This is a genomic window from Flavobacterium sp. (assembly GCF_025352015.1).
Classification (GTDB): Bacteria; Bacteroidota; Bacteroidia; order Flavobacteriales; family Flavobacteriaceae; genus Flavobacterium.
In genome coordinates this window covers 1-16,446 of record NZ_JANXUG010000028.1, presented here as the reverse complement: position 1 = coordinate 16,446, position 16,446 = coordinate 1, and the positions used below count along the sequence as shown (strand labels likewise).

At 33.0% G+C, this 16,446-nt stretch carries 13 protein-coding genes; 5 read left to right on the top strand and 8 right to left on the bottom strand.

Annotation, left to right across the window (positions count from 1 at the left end):
- On the top strand, positions 1 to 2,743 hold a 2,743-nt coding region (locus Q0Q96_RS03160), incomplete at its 5' end, for a T9SS sorting signal type C domain-containing protein (RefSeq protein ID WP_293871626.1).
- Positions 2,744 to 2,826: 83 nt separating this feature from the next.
- Here Q0Q96_RS03160 and Q0Q96_RS03155 read toward each other — a convergent pair.
- Together Q0Q96_RS03155 and Q0Q96_RS03150 are read right to left on the bottom strand one after the other, a co-directional pair.
- Positions 2,827 to 3,009: a hypothetical protein gene (locus Q0Q96_RS03155; protein ID WP_293871623.1), complete on the bottom strand. Its 183-nt coding sequence runs from the start codon at positions 3,007 to 3,009 to the stop codon at positions 2,827 to 2,829.
- A 101-nt stretch (positions 3,010 to 3,110) separates the two neighbouring features.
- Complete coding sequence (locus Q0Q96_RS03150) at positions 3,111 to 4,700, bottom strand: peptide chain release factor 3 (RefSeq protein ID WP_293871620.1); 1,590 nt, start codon at positions 4,698 to 4,700, stop codon at positions 3,111 to 3,113.
- Between the two features lie 242 nt (positions 4,701 to 4,942).
- Here Q0Q96_RS03150 and Q0Q96_RS03145 point away from each other — a divergent pair, with 242 nt between their 5' ends.
- From Q0Q96_RS03145 to Q0Q96_RS03130, 4 genes are read left to right on the top strand one after another with little or no spacing between them, the layout of a single operon-like run.
- On the top strand, positions 4,943 to 6,904 hold the full coding sequence (locus Q0Q96_RS03145; protein WP_293871617.1) for a peptidylprolyl isomerase: 1,962 nt from the start codon (positions 4,943 to 4,945) through the stop codon (positions 6,902 to 6,904).
- 3 nt (positions 6,905 to 6,907) lie between these two features.
- Positions 6,908 to 7,753, top strand: coding sequence for a hypothetical protein (locus Q0Q96_RS03140; RefSeq protein ID WP_293871615.1), 846 nt, complete (start codon positions 6,908 to 6,910; stop codon positions 7,751 to 7,753).
- Positions 7,716 to 9,143, top strand: a complete 1,428-nt coding sequence (locus tag Q0Q96_RS03135; RefSeq protein ID WP_293871628.1) for a peptidylprolyl isomerase — start codon at positions 7,716 to 7,718, stop codon at positions 9,141 to 9,143. The genes Q0Q96_RS03140 and Q0Q96_RS03135 overlap by 38 nt, the downstream gene beginning before the upstream one ends.
- Before the next feature lie 41 nt (positions 9,144 to 9,184).
- Entirely contained in the window at positions 9,185 to 10,138 is a 954-nt protein-coding gene (locus Q0Q96_RS03130; protein WP_293871613.1) for a MoxR family ATPase, read from the top strand.
- A 78-nt stretch (positions 10,139 to 10,216) separates the two neighbouring features.
- On the opposite strand, the gene Q0Q96_RS03125 is transcribed toward Q0Q96_RS03130, so the two are convergent.
- Genes Q0Q96_RS03125 through Q0Q96_RS03100 form a run of 6 tightly spaced genes read right to left on the bottom strand, consistent with a single transcriptional unit; the run spans position 10,217 to position 16,310 of the window.
- Positions 10,217 to 11,503 (bottom strand): HlyD family efflux transporter periplasmic adaptor subunit, encoded by a 1,287-nt coding sequence (locus Q0Q96_RS03125; RefSeq protein ID WP_293871611.1) that lies wholly within the window; start codon positions 11,501 to 11,503, stop codon positions 10,217 to 10,219.
- 4 nt (positions 11,504 to 11,507) lie between these two features.
- Positions 11,508 to 13,736 carry a peptidase domain-containing ABC transporter gene (locus Q0Q96_RS03120; protein WP_293871608.1) on the bottom strand — a complete coding sequence of 743 codons (2,229 nt, stop codon included), beginning with the start codon at positions 13,734 to 13,736 and terminating at the stop codon, positions 11,508 to 11,510.
- Positions 13,729 to 14,820 carry a grasp-with-spasm system SPASM domain peptide maturase gene (gene gwsS / locus Q0Q96_RS03115; protein WP_293871606.1) on the bottom strand — a complete coding sequence of 364 codons (1,092 nt, stop codon included), beginning with the start codon at positions 14,818 to 14,820 and terminating at the stop codon, positions 13,729 to 13,731. The genes Q0Q96_RS03120 and gwsS overlap by 8 nt, the downstream gene beginning before the upstream one ends.
- A 1-nt stretch (position 14,821) precedes the next feature.
- Entirely contained in the window at positions 14,822 to 14,983 is a 162-nt protein-coding gene (locus Q0Q96_RS03110) for a hypothetical protein (protein ID WP_293871603.1), read from the bottom strand.
- The gene (locus Q0Q96_RS03105; RefSeq protein WP_293871601.1) at positions 14,973 to 15,899 is read right to left on the bottom strand and encodes a hypothetical protein; all 927 of its coding nucleotides are present in this window, start codon (positions 15,897 to 15,899) and stop codon (positions 14,973 to 14,975) included. Before Q0Q96_RS03105 ends, Q0Q96_RS03110 begins: the two co-directional genes overlap by 11 nt.
- Positions 15,900 to 15,908: 9 nt before the next feature.
- Positions 15,909 to 16,310, bottom strand: a complete 402-nt coding sequence (locus tag Q0Q96_RS03100) for a hypothetical protein (protein WP_293871598.1) — start codon at positions 16,308 to 16,310, stop codon at positions 15,909 to 15,911.
- Between the last annotated feature and the right edge of the window lie 136 nt (positions 16,311 to 16,446).

The following is a 16,446-nucleotide window of genomic DNA, read 5'->3' as shown; positions in this document are numbered from 1 at the left end:
TACGGTTAACCCGAACAATACCGCAGGAGCAGCCTCAAGTACACCAACTTTATGTATTAATACTGTATTAACAAATATTACACGAACTACCACCAGCGCAACGGGAATAGGAACTGCAACAGGATTACCGGCAGGAGTTACGGCAACTTGGGCAACCAATACCATCACGATAAGTGGCACACCAACAGCAGCAGGAACCTTCAATTACAGCATTCCGTTAACAGGAGGTTGTGGCAGTGTGAACGCTACGGGATCGATTACGGTTAACCCGAACAATACTGCAGGAACGGCATCATCGACACCGACCCTGTGTATCAATACAGTGTTGACTAACATTACTCATTCAACCACAGGCGCAACAGGAATAGGAACAGCAACAGGATTACCAGCAGGAGTTACTGCAACTTGGGCAACCAATACCATCACGATAAGTGGCACACCAACAGCAGCAGGAACATTCAATTACAGCATTCCGTTAACAGGAGGTTGTGGCAGTGTGAACGCTACGGGATCGATTACGGTTAACCCGAACAATACTGCAGGAACGGCATCAAGTACTCCAACCTTGTGTATAAACACCGCATTAACAGCGATTACACATGCAACAACCAGCGCAACAGGAATCGGAACTGCAACAGGATTACCAGCAGGAGTTACGGCATCGTTTGCAACGAACACCATCACCATTAGTGGTACACCAACCGCTTCGGGAACGTTTAACTACAGCATTCCGTTAACAGGAGGTTGTGGCAGTGTGAACGCTACGGGATCGATTACCATAAGACCACTATTTACAGCAGGGACAATTGGTAATTCAGGCGAAACAATTTGTTATAATGGATTGCCTACTTTAGGTATAAATAGTATTACTGCTGCTAGTGGGGGTGATGGCGTTATTACGTACAAGTGGCAAGCTAATGGTGTTGATATTCCGGGAACTAATGCAGATACTTTTAATCCGCCATCTGGATTAACTGTTACAACCACGTACACAAGATTTGCTAAAGATACATCATGTAATGCAACATTTACTATTTCATCAGGTAGTTGGGTAGTTACAGTGTCTAATACGAATACCTGGACAGGTACAGTAAGTACACTTTGGACAACAGCCGCAAACTGGTTATGTGGATATGTTCCAACAATTGCCACTGATGTTGTAATTGGTTCTGCAAGTTTTTACCCTGTACTTGCATCTGATGTATCTATTAATTCTTTAACACTTAATTCGGGCACGAGCATGAAGGTCAATGCAACGTATGATTTAAATGTTACAAATGCAATTATAAATAACGGCACGTTGACTTTAGAAAACGATAGTAATTTAGTGCAAACTAATAATGTTTCCAACACCGGAATGGGTTCAACAATTGTCAAACGGAATTCATCGGCTTTAAAACGTTTAGATTATACTTTATGGTCGTCTCCAGTTACTGGACAAGGAGTATATGCTTTTTCTCCTTTTACCTTGCCAACTCGTTTTTATACGTATAATACCGCTACTAATTTTTATAATTCGGTAGCATTTAATTTAACAGGATTACAGTATCCATCTCCATTAGTTGCGCCTAATGGTGTGAATGGAACAGATAGTAACAACGTTCAGTTTGCGAAAGGAAAAGGATATTTAATAAGAATGCCATGGGATCATCCTACAACAGCAACCGTTTGGAATGGAACTTTTACAGGCGTTCCAAACAACGGAAATATTTCATTTGCTATGACAACAGGATATAATGCTGTTGGAAATCCGTATCCGTCAAGAATTAATGTTAAAGATTTTATAGATGGGAATACTAGTATTTCTGGACCCTTATATCTTTGGAGAAAAACGAATGATAATGCCGCAACATCCTATGCTACTGTTACCAAAACAGCCTATGTTGCTAACGGAGCCACAGGTGGTGACACCGGCACAGGTTATTTTAATACCGGGAATGAGGCCAATTGGGTTCTTAATATTGGACAAGGATTTATTGTAAATGCCACTAGTAGTTCTAACCTAACTTTTACTAATAGTATGAGAAGAAGTTCTAACGCAGGGCAATTCTTTAGAGCGCAACTAGCAACTGTAACTAGCGTAGATAGTGGTTTGTATTGGTTGAATTTGAATACAGATGCGGGTATTTATAGCCAAATGGCTGTAGGATATAGTTCAGAAGGAACCCTTGCAGAGGATAGAGGTATTGATGGGAAAAATATCAATAATGAATTTTATTTGACTAGTTTGATAGGAACAGATGAGTATTCAATTCAAGGGCGACCAGATTTTCAAGATACGGATATTGTTCCTTTGTCGTATAAAATTGCAACAGCAGGTAACTACTCCATTAGTATTGATCACACCGCTGGTCTATTCAGTGGAAATACACAAGCAATTTACTTGAAAGATAACTTAACTTCGACTTATACTAATTTGAATTCAGGTGTTTACGCTTTTACATCTAGCGCGGGAACTTTCAATAATCGTTTTGAAATTGTGTATCAATCACAGTTGGCAAATCCTAATTTTACATCCAATACTGTAGTTATTTACAACCAAAATAATGGGTTTGTTGTTGATTCAGGAAATTTCATCATGTCATCGATAAAAGTATTTGACGTTAGAGGAAGATTAATCGAAACAAAAAGCAATATCAATGCCAATCAAGCTACTATAAATGGTGGATTTGCAAACGAAGTGCTTTTAGTTCAAATCACCACAGAAGATGGATTCGTAGTAACCAAGAAAGTACTTCGATAAAACCGCTTATAATTACAAACGAAAAATCCCCACTTTTTTTTGAGTGGGGATTTTTTTGTGTTATAAAGAAATGTTTATTTTATTTAAATATGCTTTTTATTTTTTCTAAAAGTATATAGTACAAAGCACACACCAGTAATTGCCAGCAAAACTAACTTACTATTTATTGGGGCTGGAGCAGGATCAGTACCTTCAAGACCACCACCACCGTCATCTGAACCAGGTTGAGCAAAAGTCACAAAATCTGACAGTAAGATGATTGACAATAAATAATATTTCAATAAATTTTTCATAAATGCCTTATTTCAAGCTGTAAATATACTAATCATTTTCAAATCAAAAAAATTTAGTTCGGTTTTTGGGCTAATTAATTAAATTCTGATGTAAAAAATAATTTTACATTAGGAAATTTACTTTGCGTCATTTGTATGGTAAATTCAGAATCAGCTAAAAAAACTAGTTGAGCATATTTATCATGAGCAAGAAATTTTTGTTTGATTCTTTTAAATTCTTTAAACTCCTCACTTTTAGGGTCATTAGGCTTTACCCAACACGCTTTGTGAACAGGAAAATTTTCATAACTACATTTGGCGCCATATTCGTGCTCTAAACGGTATTGAATTACTTCATACTGCAGTGCTCCAACAGTTCCAATAACTTTTCGGTTATTCATTTCTAAAGTAAACAACTGCGCAACGCCTTCGTCCATAAGTTGATCAATCCCTTTGTCAAGTTGTTTTGACTTCAATGGATCTGCATTGTTAATGTATCTAAAGTGTTCTGGTGAAAAACTCGGAATTCCTTTAAAACTCATTTCTTCACCTTCTGTTAGCGTATCGCCGATTTTGAAATTCCCCGTATCATGCAAACCAACGATATCACCTGGATAGGATATGTCTACAATTTCTTTTTTCTCGGCAAAAAAAGCATTTGGACTAGAAAATTTTAAATTCTTGTTCAATCGCACATGCATATAGGGTTTGTTTCGTTCAAAAGTTCCGGAAACTATTTTCACAAACGCTAACCTGTCTCTGTGTTTTGGATCCATGTTAGCATGAATTTTGAATACAAAACCCGCCATTTTTTCTTCCTCTGGTTTTACTAATCGTGTTTCCGACTCTTTTGGTCTTGGCGATGGCGCTATTTCGATAAAGCAATCCAACAACTCTCTGACGCCAAAATTATTTAAAGCCGAACCAAAAAAAACGGGTTGCAAATTTCCAGTTAGATATTGTTCTCTATCAAATGCTGGATATACTTCTGAAATTAATTCTAACTCTTCTCTTAATTTGGTAGCAGGTTTTTCTCCAATTATTTTCTCTAATTCTAAGTTGTTAATATCTGAAAATGCTATTGTATCTTCAATGTTTTTTCGACTATCACCACTAAAAAGATTGATGTTTTGCTCCCAAATATTATAAATTCCCTGAAAATCATACCCCATCCCTATAGGAAAACTTAACGGCGTTACGGTTAATCCTAGTTTTTGTTCTACTTCATCCATCAAATCGAAAGCGTCTTTTCCTTCTCTATCTAATTTATTAATAAAAACAATAATAGGAATATTTCGCATTCTGCATACCGCGACCAACTTTTCTGTTTGTTCCTCAACACCTTTGGCAACGTCAATAACCACAATAACACTATCAACAGCTGTCAACGTTCTAAAAGTATCTTCCGCGAAATCCTTGTGACCTGGCGTATCTAATATGTTTATTTTTTTGTCATGGTAATTAAAAGCCAAAACTGAAGTTGATACCGAGATTCCTCTTTGCCGTTCAATCTCCATAAAATCGGAAGTGGCTCCTTTTTTTATTTTATTATTTTTTACCGCTCCAGCTTCTTGAATGGCACCTCCAAAAAGCAATAATTTTTCGGTTAGCGTCGTTTTTCCTGCATCGGGATGCGAAATAATTCCAAAAGTTCTGCGGCGTTGTATTTCTTGTAAAAAATTCATGATTTTTTGATAAATAGTTTGCAAAAATAGCATTATTTACTGATTATTTTGGTATCGATATAATTTCAGATTAATCAATAAGTAATCTGGCTACAAAAGGTGTTAATAAAATTTTGTTAATACTAGGAGTGATAGTTGGATAATGTGTTTGAATTGTTATTTTTGTTGATTGTTACATAGTAATTCTAAATCCTATATAGGATGCTTTAAAACACAGGAACTAATTATAAATCGTATTAAGCATGACATTAAAAAAGTTTTTTTTCGGGTTCGTTTTAGTATTTTCAGTAATGAGTTTTGCACAAAACAGTACTAAAGAAGTTTTGTTTACCATCAATGATAAACCCTATTATACTGACGAGTTTTCAAGAATTTACAAAAAGAATTTAGATTTAGTTAAAGACGATTCTCAAAAAGATTTAAACCAATATTTAGAACTATTTGTTGGATACAAATTAAAAGTAAACAAAGCTTACAAATTGGGTTTGCAAAACAATGCACCTTATCTAAATGAATTAAAATCCTACCGATCTCAACTGGCAAAAAACTATTTTAACGACACAAAAGTTACCCAGCAACTCATTGAAGAAGGGTATAACAGGCTTCAAAAAGAAATAAAAGCATCGCACATTCTTATTCTAGTTGATGAAAATGCGCTTCCCGAAGACACTTTAAAAGCATACAAAAAAATAGAAGACATCAGCAAAAAAGCTTTGGCTGGAGTAAGCTTTGAGGATTTAGCTGTAAAATATTCTGAAGACCCATCGGCTAAAGACAATAAAGGAGATTTAGGTTTTTTTACTGCCTTCAGAATGGTTTATACTTTTGAAAATGCGGCATATAACACCCCAAAAGGAAGCATCTCGAAAATTATTAGGACTCGTTTTGGCTATCATATTTTAAAAATCAACGACATTAGAAATAATCGTGGAGAAATTACTGTGGCGCACATTATGATTTTGAATCCAAAACCAGAAGAAACTGGAAAAAATGCAAAAACTACCATTAACGATATTTATAAAAAAATTCAGCAAGGAGAAAAATTCGAAGATCTAGCCAAACAATTTTCTGAAGATAAATCATCATCTTCTAAAGGTGGGGTTTTAAACAGATTTGGCTCGGGACAATTAAGTTCAGAAGAATTTGAAAATGTTGCTTTTTCGCTTGACAAACCTGGCGATTTATCAAAACCCTTTCAATCACAATTTGGCTGGCATATTGTTAAGTTAATCGAAAAACATCCTATAAAAACATTGGAGGAAACAAAATCTGAATTAGAAACAAAAATTGGAAAAGACGACAGGTCCAAAAAAATAACAGAAAAACTCAATGAAAAATTGAGAAAAAAATACACCTATAAACAAGATAACAAGCAGTTTGCTATTCTTTCTAAATTGATTACCAACGATTTTTATGATTCGAAATGGGTGCTTCCAGAAAATTCAAAAACCTACACAGCTCCTCTTTTTACCATCAATACCAAGAAAATTGATGGTAAAACATTTTTAGATTTTGTTGATAAACAACAAAAAGCAGGATTGAAAATAAAACCATTGTCAAAATTAATTGATGTCTTGTATGAAAAATTATTAGGCGAACAATTGACGGCCTATTATGATGAAAATTTAGAAGGTGAATTCCAAGATTTTGCCAATGTGATGGAGGAATATCGTGATGGATTATTACTTTTTGACTTGATGGAAAAGGAAATTTGGAATCGAGCAAAAACGGACACACTTGGATTAAAAACCTTTTATGACACCCATAAAATGGAACATATGTGGAAAAAAAGAGTAGATGTAACTGTAGCTTCCTCGACCAAACAAGACATGATAAAAAAAGCACAAACATTGTTGAAAAAAGGCGAAGAACCAGAAGCTATAAAAACTAAATTAAACCTTAATAATGTCATCAATGTAATGACGAACAGTGGTGCTTTTGAAGAAGGAAGTAGTGCTTTACCAAAAACAATGAAATACGATGTTGGAGTTTCGGAGGTGTTTAAGGAAGGAGAATATTATTTTGTAACGAATGTTGAAAAAGTTTTGCCCGAAACGGTCAAAACACTCGAGGAATGTAAAGGCAAAATTGTTAATGATTATCAGCAATATTTAGAGCAAAAATGGGTTGACGATTTAAAACAAGAATTCACAGTAAAAATCAATAGAGATGTTTTTGATCGCTTGAAGAAACAGTTACAATAAGAAATGAAAAATAGTTTTTTCCTTCTTTTTTTATTAGCTTGTTCCTGCAATTATTTTCAACCAAAAAAAAAACCACAATCTATTGCTAGAGTAGGAAAAAATTATTTGTATAAAAGTGACATTTTAACTCTGGTTCCAGCGGGAACTTCAAAGCAAGATAGTATTCTTTTGGTTCGAGATTTTATAGACAGGTGGGCAAGTCAAAAATTATTGATTGAAGCCGCAGAAAAAAACCTTAGCAACACAAAAAAAATAACCTATAATGCTTTAATAAAACAGTATAAAGTTGATTTATATACCAGCGCTTACATCGAAGATGTAGTAAAAAACACCGTTGATACGATTGTTAATGCGTCAGAATTAAAAAAATATTATAACGAAAATAAAGAAAATTTTAAAACCAACGGCCCTTTAGTTCGATTGCGATTTATAAATCTGTCAAAAAATAATCCGCGTTTTGAAACCATAAAGAGTATTTTTTTTAATTACACCAAAAACGACAAAAATTTTTGGAAAACGTATGCGTTACAATCCAAGAGTTTTGCAATGAATGACACGGTTTGGGTCGATATGAGTCAGGTATACATCAAATTACCATTTGTTACTCCTGACAATAGAGATGAATTTATAGTTGCTGGTAAAAGAATTGAAAAAGAAGTTAAAAACGATGTTTATTTGGTGAAAATCACCAATGTGATTGATAAAAATCAAATCAGTCCCTACGATTATATAAAACCTACTTTGAAAGAAGTAATATTGAACAGACGAAAATTAGAATTGATTAAAAAATTTGAGAAAGACATCATTAACGATGCCATTAAAAACAACGATTATGAAATATATAAATAGCAAACTTATCATCGCAATTATTGCAACTTTTTGTGCCATAAGTATTGCCAATGCTCAAGAAATTATTAAAGACACTGTTAAAAGTAAAACGGTGTCGAAAACTTTTCGTAAGCAAAAAATAGATGGGATTATTGCAACAGTGGGGAGTTACATTATTTTAGATTCGGACATTGACAAATCCTACCTAGAATTATCAAGTCAGGGAAATTCAATAAAAGACATTACCCGTTGTCAAATGCTGGGGAAATTACTGGAAGATAAATTGTATGCACATCAAGCAGTGCAAGACAGTATTATTGTAAAGGATGCAGAAGTCAAAGAAAAACTAAACGAGCAGGTAACCTACATAGTTGAACAGCTAGGATCGATGGAGAAAGCTGTGCAATATTTCAAAAAAAATACCGAAGAAGAATTTAGAAGTGAGCTTTTTGATATTATCAAAATGAATAAACTTACTGCAGAAATGCAAAAGAAAGTTATTGATGCGGTAGAAATAACACCCGAAGAAACCCGTAATTTTTTCAAAGCAATTCCACAAAGTGATTTACCCGTTTTTGGCGCGGAAATGGAAGTAGCACAAATTGTCGTAACTCCAAAAATTACCGAAGAAGAAAAAATGCGAGTCATCGCTAGACTGAAAGAAATAAAAGCGGAAGTACTCTCGGGAGCAAGTTTCAAAACCAGAGCGGTTATTTATTCAGATGACAAAGGGTCGTCGTCGTCGGGGGGCTTTTATAAGATTAATAGAAAAACCCAATTCGTAAAAGAGTTTAAAGATGTGGCATTCAGCCTTGGCGAAGGCGAAATTTCTGAACCATTTGAAACAGAATATGGCTATCATATTATTATGGTTGAAAAAATTAAAGGTCAAGAAGTAGAATTGAGACATATTTTGATGATGCCAAAAGTATCCGAACAAGCCTTGAAAGACGCCAAAGAAAAGATTACACTGATAAAAAAACGAATAGAAAACGGAGAAATCACTTTTGCAGATGCAGCAAGAACCTTGTCTGACGAAAAAGAAACACGTGCCAACGGTGGTGCGTTGATCAATCCTAAAACTCAAGATACACATTTTGAACTGACCAAAATGGATCCCAGTTTATATAGTGAAGTTTCTAATTTGAAAGACAATGCTATCTCAACACCAATTTTAGATGACAATCCTAGAACAGGGAAAAAATATAAAATCATTACCGTAACTAATAGAATTAATGAGCACACGGCAGATTATGCCAAAGATTATATCAAAATTAAAGATTTAGCTCTAAAAGAAAAACAAATCAAGGCTATTGCCAAATGGACGGGAGGAAAAATTAAAGAAACCTATATTAAAATTAATGGTGAATACAAGGATTGTGTCTTTACCAATAATTGGGTAAAAAAATAAGTTTCACTATAAAATTTAAGTAACATTAAAATAAAAATAAAATGTCAGACGTTACAGCCATTCAGAATTTAGTTCAAAAAAGATTGGAACTTAAAAAAGAAATTGCCAAGATAATAGTAGGTCAAGACGATGTGGTAGATCAAATTTTGCTCAGCATTTTTTCGGGTGGACACGCGCTTTTGGTTGGCGTTCCAGGATTGGCAAAAACGTTGATGGTCAACACTATTTCGCAAGCTTTAGGATTAGATTTTAAAAGAATACAGTTTACACCCGACTTGATGCCTTCAGATATTTTAGGAAGTGAAATTTTGGATGAAAGCCGTCAATTTAAATTTATCAAAGGCCCCATATTTGCTAATATTATTTTGGCGGATGAGATTAACAGAACACCACCAAAAACGCAAGCGGCATTGCTTGAAGCCATGCAGGAACGCTCGGTAACTATAGCAGGGCAGAATTATAAATTAGATTTACCTTATTTTGTTTTAGCGACCCAAAACCCAATTGAGCAAGAAGGAACATATCCTTTGCCCGAAGCACAATTAGACCGTTTTATGTTTGCCATCAAGTTGGATTACCCAACTTTTTCTGAAGAAGTTGATGTAGTAAAAAGTACCACATCTGATCATAAACCTGTAATCAACCCACTATTTACAGCACAAGAAATTATAGATTTCCAACATCTTGTTCGTAGAATACCGGTTGCTGATAATGTGATTGAATATGCAGTGACTTTGGTAAGCAAAACACGTCCAAACAATCCTTTGTCCAACGATTATATAAAGAATTATTTAGATTGGGGTGCAGGCCCAAGAGCATCACAAAATTTAATTTTAGCCGCCAAAGCCAACGCAGCTTTCAACGGAAAATTTTCGCCAGATATTGAGGATGTAAAAGCAGTAGCTACAGGAATTCTGCGTCACAGAATTATCAAAAACTACAAAGCCGACGCCGAAGGAATTACAGAGGAAATGATTATAGATAAGCTGTTGTAGTAAAAGGTAACCTAGAATTAATTTATTCTAAAAGACTTCATAGCGTGAGTTAGATTAATACTAAAAGACAAGACATTATTATCTTGCAACAATTTCTTTAAACTGGTAGAAAAAACGCTCAATTAATCGCGAATCTTTTGTGATTATATCAGCTGAACCAGACATCTCTTGTCTAAAATCAATTTGTTTTTTATAGGATGTGGTTAAACCAATTGGTAAAGAAACATCAATAAATAAATTACCTTCTTTATCTGGAGTTAATGAAATTGCTTTTATAGTGCCTTGAACTATTCCAAATTCTCTATCAGGGTAATTAGCCAATCGGATATTTACTTTTTGACCAATTTTTATTTTACCCGAATTTCGTGACGGTGCTTTGGCTTTTCCAATGTAACCATTTTCATTGCTTGGGATTATCGCAAAAACATTGTCTCCAGCGTTTACTGTTTGATTTTCTGCCCAAAGTTGTAAATAAGAAACTTTGCCATCAATGGAAGAGCGCAAAACATAATTTAACTCCCAATCTTTGATAGCATTTTTTAGCCCATAAAAAGCCTGTATTACATTGCGCTCTAAATTTACATTCTCCTTATTTTCGTTGATTTTCGTTGTTTTACTATTTCGGTTTAATTCGTTTAGAGAGGATTTTAATTGTGAAATGGTACTAAGCAGGTTTTTATAGTTTTTTTGTGCCTGTAAGTATTGTAAACGCTGTTTTTCTACTTCTTGAGTAGCAATAATTCCTTTTTTGTATAAAGTTTCGTAACGGTCTAAATCACTTTTTTGTAACTCCAATTCATTTTGATTGATGCTTTTTTGGGATTCTAATAAACTTAAACGCTCCTTTAGCTGTATGGCTTCATAACTTTGAGCCGTTCCCTCAACTTTATAAGGTTGCAACTTTGTGTTTAATTCACTGATACTATACTCTTTTTGAAATACCGCAAAACTACTTTCAATGCCTCCTAATTGGGCAATACTTAATTTTTCAAAAGGAAAGCTGCTTTTGTCAATATTGATAGTATCAACGATGCTTTTTAGTAAAAACACATCTTTGTAATTTGCTGTATTTTCTATTACAGCTAATGGTGTATCTTTTAAAATTGTTGCCTTATCTTTTACAAGAATCACTTCAATTTTACCTGAAGTATTGGTGACTAATTTCTGAGGTGGTACATTGGTAGTGATTACAATCTGAGTTGAAACAATATCAGGATATTTAACTAGCCATGATACAAAGAAAAGTATTAGTAGAATACCTAAAACAACTACTGAACCCCATCGAATTAAACGATTTGGAACACGAGTAAGCACCTCTTGTACTTCTTCACTTCTTAACTCAAAAGAGGTGTTTTTATCGTCCATAATTTTAACTTCCTAATTGCAATTGATTTTTAACAAGTTTAAAATAGCTGCCTTTTAAATCCACAAGTTCTTTATGATTACCAACTTCTACAATCTCTCCTTTTTCTAAAACTACAATTTGGTCAGCGTTCATAACAGTACTTAATCTATGAGCTATTACAACAACGGTTTTATCCTTAAAGAAGATGTTTAGTTTTTCCATAATCTCTTTTTCATTATTGGCATCCAGAGCAGAGGTAGCCTCATCAAAGAATAACATTTCAGGATTTTTATAAACTGCTCTAGCAATCAACAACCGTTGTTTTTGGCCTGTACTCATCCCAACGCCTTCCATTCCAATTTTTGTATTATAGCCCAATGGATATTCTTGTATAAAAGTTGCGATATTAGCCACATCAGCAGCATAAACCAAACGTTCTTTATCAATAATGTCAACACCAATAGCGATATTGTTAGCAATAGTATCATTAAATATATACCCTTCTTGCATAACAGTTCCTAAATGACTTCGCCACGCTTTTTGAGAAATTGTTATTAAGTCAGTTCCACTTTTTACTCTCTCCCCTTTGGGTAGGGCTTCGGAGAGGAAAATCCCACCACTATTTGGTTCATAAAATTTTAACAACAACTTCATCAAAGTAGTTTTCCCACTTCCACTTGTGCCTACAATTGCTGTTACTTTATGAGCAGGAATCTTTAAATTTAGATTTTCTAAAACCATGGCATTCGACCCGATATATCTAAAAGACAAATCTCTAATCTCGATATCGCAGTTTATAGGAATATCTTGCAATTGTGTCATTGACTGTTGGGTTTCATCTTCCTTTTCGTGAATTTCACTTAATCGTGCCAGTGATATTTTAGCAGCTTGTGCCTCACGAATAAAACTAATCAGTTCTAAAACAGGACCATTCAAACTGCCTACAATACTCGCTATCGCCATCATCATTCCCAATGTGATTTGCCCATCAATAACCAGTTTAGCGGATAAAAAAAGAATGATAATATTTTTTAATTCGTTTATAAAACTAGAACCAATAGTTTGGGTTTGTTCCAAAACCATAGCTTTCATTGACACTTTAAACAAGCGAGCCTGAATATATTCCCAACCCCAACGTTTTTGTTTCTCTGCGTTATGCAATTTTATTTCCTGCATCCCGTTAATAAGTTCTATGACTTTGCTTTGCTCTTGCGAAACTTCCGAAAAGCGTTTGTAATCTAACGCTGCACGACGTTTTAAAAACAGCGTAACCCATACAAAGTACAATAGACTTCCAACAAAGAAAACCGCAAATATTTTAATATTGTAATACGCCAAAACGCCGCCCATTACTACCATATTAATAGCTGAGAACAAAACACTCAACGACGAAGTAGTCAATATCCGTTCTATCCTGTGATGGTCGTTAATCCGTTGCATAATATCTCCTGTCATTCGTACATCAAAAAACGAGATGGGCAAGTTCATCAATTTTATAAAAAAATCAGAAATGAGCGAAATGTTTATCCGTGTAGAAAGATGTAATAAAATCCAGCTTCGTATTAATTCTAATGACATTTTACCAAAGAACAGAAACAACTGCGCCAATAAAATGAGATAAACAAAATGGATGTTTTGGTTTTGAATACCAACATCTACAATGCTTTGTGTTAAAAAAGGCGTAATGAGTTGTAGTAAACTACCAGCCAATAAACCGATAGCAAGTTGTATTACAAACGATTTATAAGGGAATAAATATTGAAATAATAAACCAAAACCAAATGATTTCTTGTCTTCTTTATCAAAGTTTGATTGTTGAAACTTAGGTGTTGGTTCGAGTAATAATGCTATACCTTCTTCTGTGTTTTCATCAGCATTATTCCCAATCCATGCTTTTATAAATTCTTTTTTTTTTAATTCTAACAAACCAAAAGCAGGATCAGAAATACAATAAGTATCTTTCTTTATTTTATATAAAACTACATAGTGATTTGCATTCCAGTGAAGTATACATGGTAATGGTGCTTCTTCTAATCGGGTTAATTTTATTTTTACACCAATGGTTTTAAAACCTATTTTCTCGGCAGCATCAGATAAATTGAGTAAATTACTTCCTTCTCTAGTGGTTTCGCTTAACTGACGAAGCGTTTGAATATTTAGTGTTTTGCCGCAATGCTTCGCTATTATTTTTAAACAGGTTGCGCCACAGTCTTTTGAATCCGCTTGTTTATAGAATGGAAACTTTTTAAGCATCTTTTTTTATTAAATTTTCCATACCATAAAATTCTATCGTTTTTTGCTTTAAAGGATTAGTACTCCATTCCTCCCAAACGTTGGTATAAGGATTATAACCACATTTCAATGGTTTTGAATATTGGTCTTCTGGATTTTCTATATAAGCACGGCAATCAGTACAAATATGTCTAAACTCGCAGTCTTTGCAAACTTCTATTTGGTCTTTGGTAATGTTCCAATATTTTTTGAAGCTTGGATGATTTAAGCCTTCTTCTAGTGTAGTGTCTTTTATATTACCAAAGCTTTCAGCCATTGAAGGACAGTTTTTGATATTGCCGTCTTTGTCGATTGAGATTTTTCGATTGAGGCAAGTGTTGTGGTGTTGAGATTCAGTAAAAAGTTTAATATTTGAATAAAAATATTCGTCATTTATAATTCCACAATGCTTTTCATTAACTACATTTCTTTTTACCATCATTAAATACCCCATCTTGTTACCTAAAGCACTGTATCTTTTATCATAAGGTGAATTAAAAACTATTATGGAATGAATTCTACTGTTATCTATCAAAATTTTGTTTACTTCATCTAAATTAAAATTTTCGTAATAAGGAAGAATAAAATCAATTGAAACAATTCTAGATTTTCCCTTTTTTAAATTTTCAACGATGTCATAAATATAGTTTACACCTATATTTTTATAAAAACGCAATTGAACATGTGAACATTTTAGATCTTCAAATTGTGGCATCAATTTTTTAAAATCGTGAATTACCTCGTCATAGTCAACGATGATGTTTGTTATTGCTGATGGCGAATTCCAATCAGTTGATATTTTGGGAAATAAATCAGGATTTGAATTAAAAAAAATAAGTTTATTAGTGATTAGAAACTCAAAATATTCATCAATTATTTCATCATATTCGTTTTCAAAAGCATTTTTTATTTTCTCGATAGTATTGCCGTTATAGTTTTCTAAAATATCAAATAATCCATTGGGAATAAAATGATAAGTGTTGTTTTTTGTATCACAAATAATACTTCTGTTAAAACCTTTAACAGAAATACAATCAGCAAATAGGATAAAATTTGAATGTTCCAAATTATATTATTTTAGAAATAGGTTTTACAAAAGGTTTGGTTATGTTACGAGAATTTTGATAAAAATGAATTGCAACAAGATTGCTTTTAGGCTTAATTTGATTATCGCTATTAGCTTTAAATTTTAAACCATTAAAAATATTGATGGGTTTTTTATGTTCCATTTTTCAAAATTTTAGCTACTTGATTTTCTATATAATAATTGCAAGCATTATTCACAAAGCTTATTTGACCTGTTGGGTTTATCTCTAAAAAATAATATTCACTATTACAATACATTAAATCAGCAGAGCCATAATTTAGATTAAATTTCATAAAAACCTTTTCAAGTTTTTCTTCTATTGCTATAGGTAATTTAAACGGTACCATTCTTAAATTATCCATTTCAATAAATTTAGTTCTAATATCAATATTGTCGTCAAAATTGTGAATAGCAGTAGAATAAAAATAGCCATCAATATAAATTACTCTAATTTCAAATTCAGCAATGATTCTTTCTTGAAAAAAAGATAAAGCAAATTCATTAGACACTTCTGTAAGTATCTCAAAGGTGATAGGGAATGTTAGATTGAAATTATACAAAAATTCATCATCTTCATAAAAGTAACTGTTCAATATTCTTTTTGACACAATTCCATTCTTTTTTTTATACATTTCATAGAAATCATTCAATTTCTCTTTATTTCCAGTAATTAAAGTATGAGGGATTTTGAGCCCTTGTTTTTTTGCTTCTAACATTATATCAAGCCGATTGCTTTCAAAATCTGCGATACGTTTACCAATCTTTTTTACTGCTTTTTGCAAAACAAAAGCATCATTAAGAACTTCATAACATTTATTTTCGTAATCATTACTACCACTAGTAATACATCCACCATTAAACCAAACGCTTTTAATTTTTTCTAATTCTACATTTTCTAAATAGTTGTTTTTAAATTTATAAGAATTAATCTCATTACTAAAATCCATAGCTTCAATCTCAACTTTATCCGATTCTCCTATTCGAACAAAATCATCATCTAGATAATCAATAACATCATTTACAAAATCATCAACATCTTTACTGTATATAAGAATCATAACACGAATTTACTTTTCATAAAACTCCCAATCATCAGTTAATTTCATAATAAAATCAAAATTGTTATCATAATAATCATCCCATTCTTTTGGGTTTTCCTTATTATACTCAGAAACAATAAAATCGCCATAATCTATAATAAATGCGTTAAAGTTTTTAAATTTAAATTTTATTTTATTTTCAATTATAGAACTGCTTGGACATGATTTGTTTTTATATAAATTCCCTTTATAAATATGATAACAAGAGTTTGGAAAATTTTTATGATTACTGCTTCGCTCTTTATCATATTCAAGTAGTTCTGCACTTTTATCTAGTAATATCATTAATTCTGACAGTCCTTTAGGTTTTTGTTGTACAGCATGTCTTATGATTACATTATAATCTGGCGACTGAATTAGAATGTGCATCGTCCTAAAATAGGTTGACTAAAAATTAAACACTTTTAGTATTCTATGGAAACAACAACAAATCAAGCCTGTCGAAAAGAAGGCTATCAAAAAGTAACTTTCGAGCACAAACTTTTTGTCATCGACCAAATCAATA

Coding starts and splice junctions, on each gene's coding strand:
- Q0Q96_RS03110 (WP_293871603.1), bottom strand. CDS start 14,983: ATGGAACATAAAAAACCCATCAATATTTTTAATGGTTTAAAATTTAAA.
- Q0Q96_RS03105 (WP_293871601.1), bottom strand. CDS start 15,899: ATGATTCTTATATACAGTAAAGATGTTGATGATTTTGTAAATGATGTT.
- Q0Q96_RS03125 (WP_293871611.1), bottom strand. CDS start 11,503: ATGGACGATAAAAACACCTCTTTTGAGTTAAGAAGTGAAGAAGTACAA.
- Q0Q96_RS03135 (WP_293871628.1), top strand. CDS start 7,716: ATGCCATTAAAAACAACGATTATGAAATATATAAATAGCAAACTTATC.
- Q0Q96_RS03130 (WP_293871613.1), top strand. CDS start 9,185: ATGTCAGACGTTACAGCCATTCAGAATTTAGTTCAAAAAAGATTGGAA.
- Q0Q96_RS03150 (WP_293871620.1), bottom strand. CDS start 4,700: ATGAATTTTTTACAAGAAATACAACGCCGCAGAACTTTTGGAATTATT.
- Q0Q96_RS03120 (WP_293871608.1), bottom strand. CDS start 13,736: ATGCTTAAAAAGTTTCCATTCTATAAACAAGCGGATTCAAAAGACTGT.
- Q0Q96_RS03100 (WP_293871598.1), bottom strand. CDS start 16,310: ATGCACATTCTAATTCAGTCGCCAGATTATAATGTAATCATAAGACAT.
- Q0Q96_RS03140 (WP_293871615.1), top strand. CDS start 6,908: ATGAAAAATAGTTTTTTCCTTCTTTTTTTATTAGCTTGTTCCTGCAAT.
- Q0Q96_RS03145 (WP_293871617.1), top strand. CDS start 4,943: ATGACATTAAAAAAGTTTTTTTTCGGGTTCGTTTTAGTATTTTCAGTA.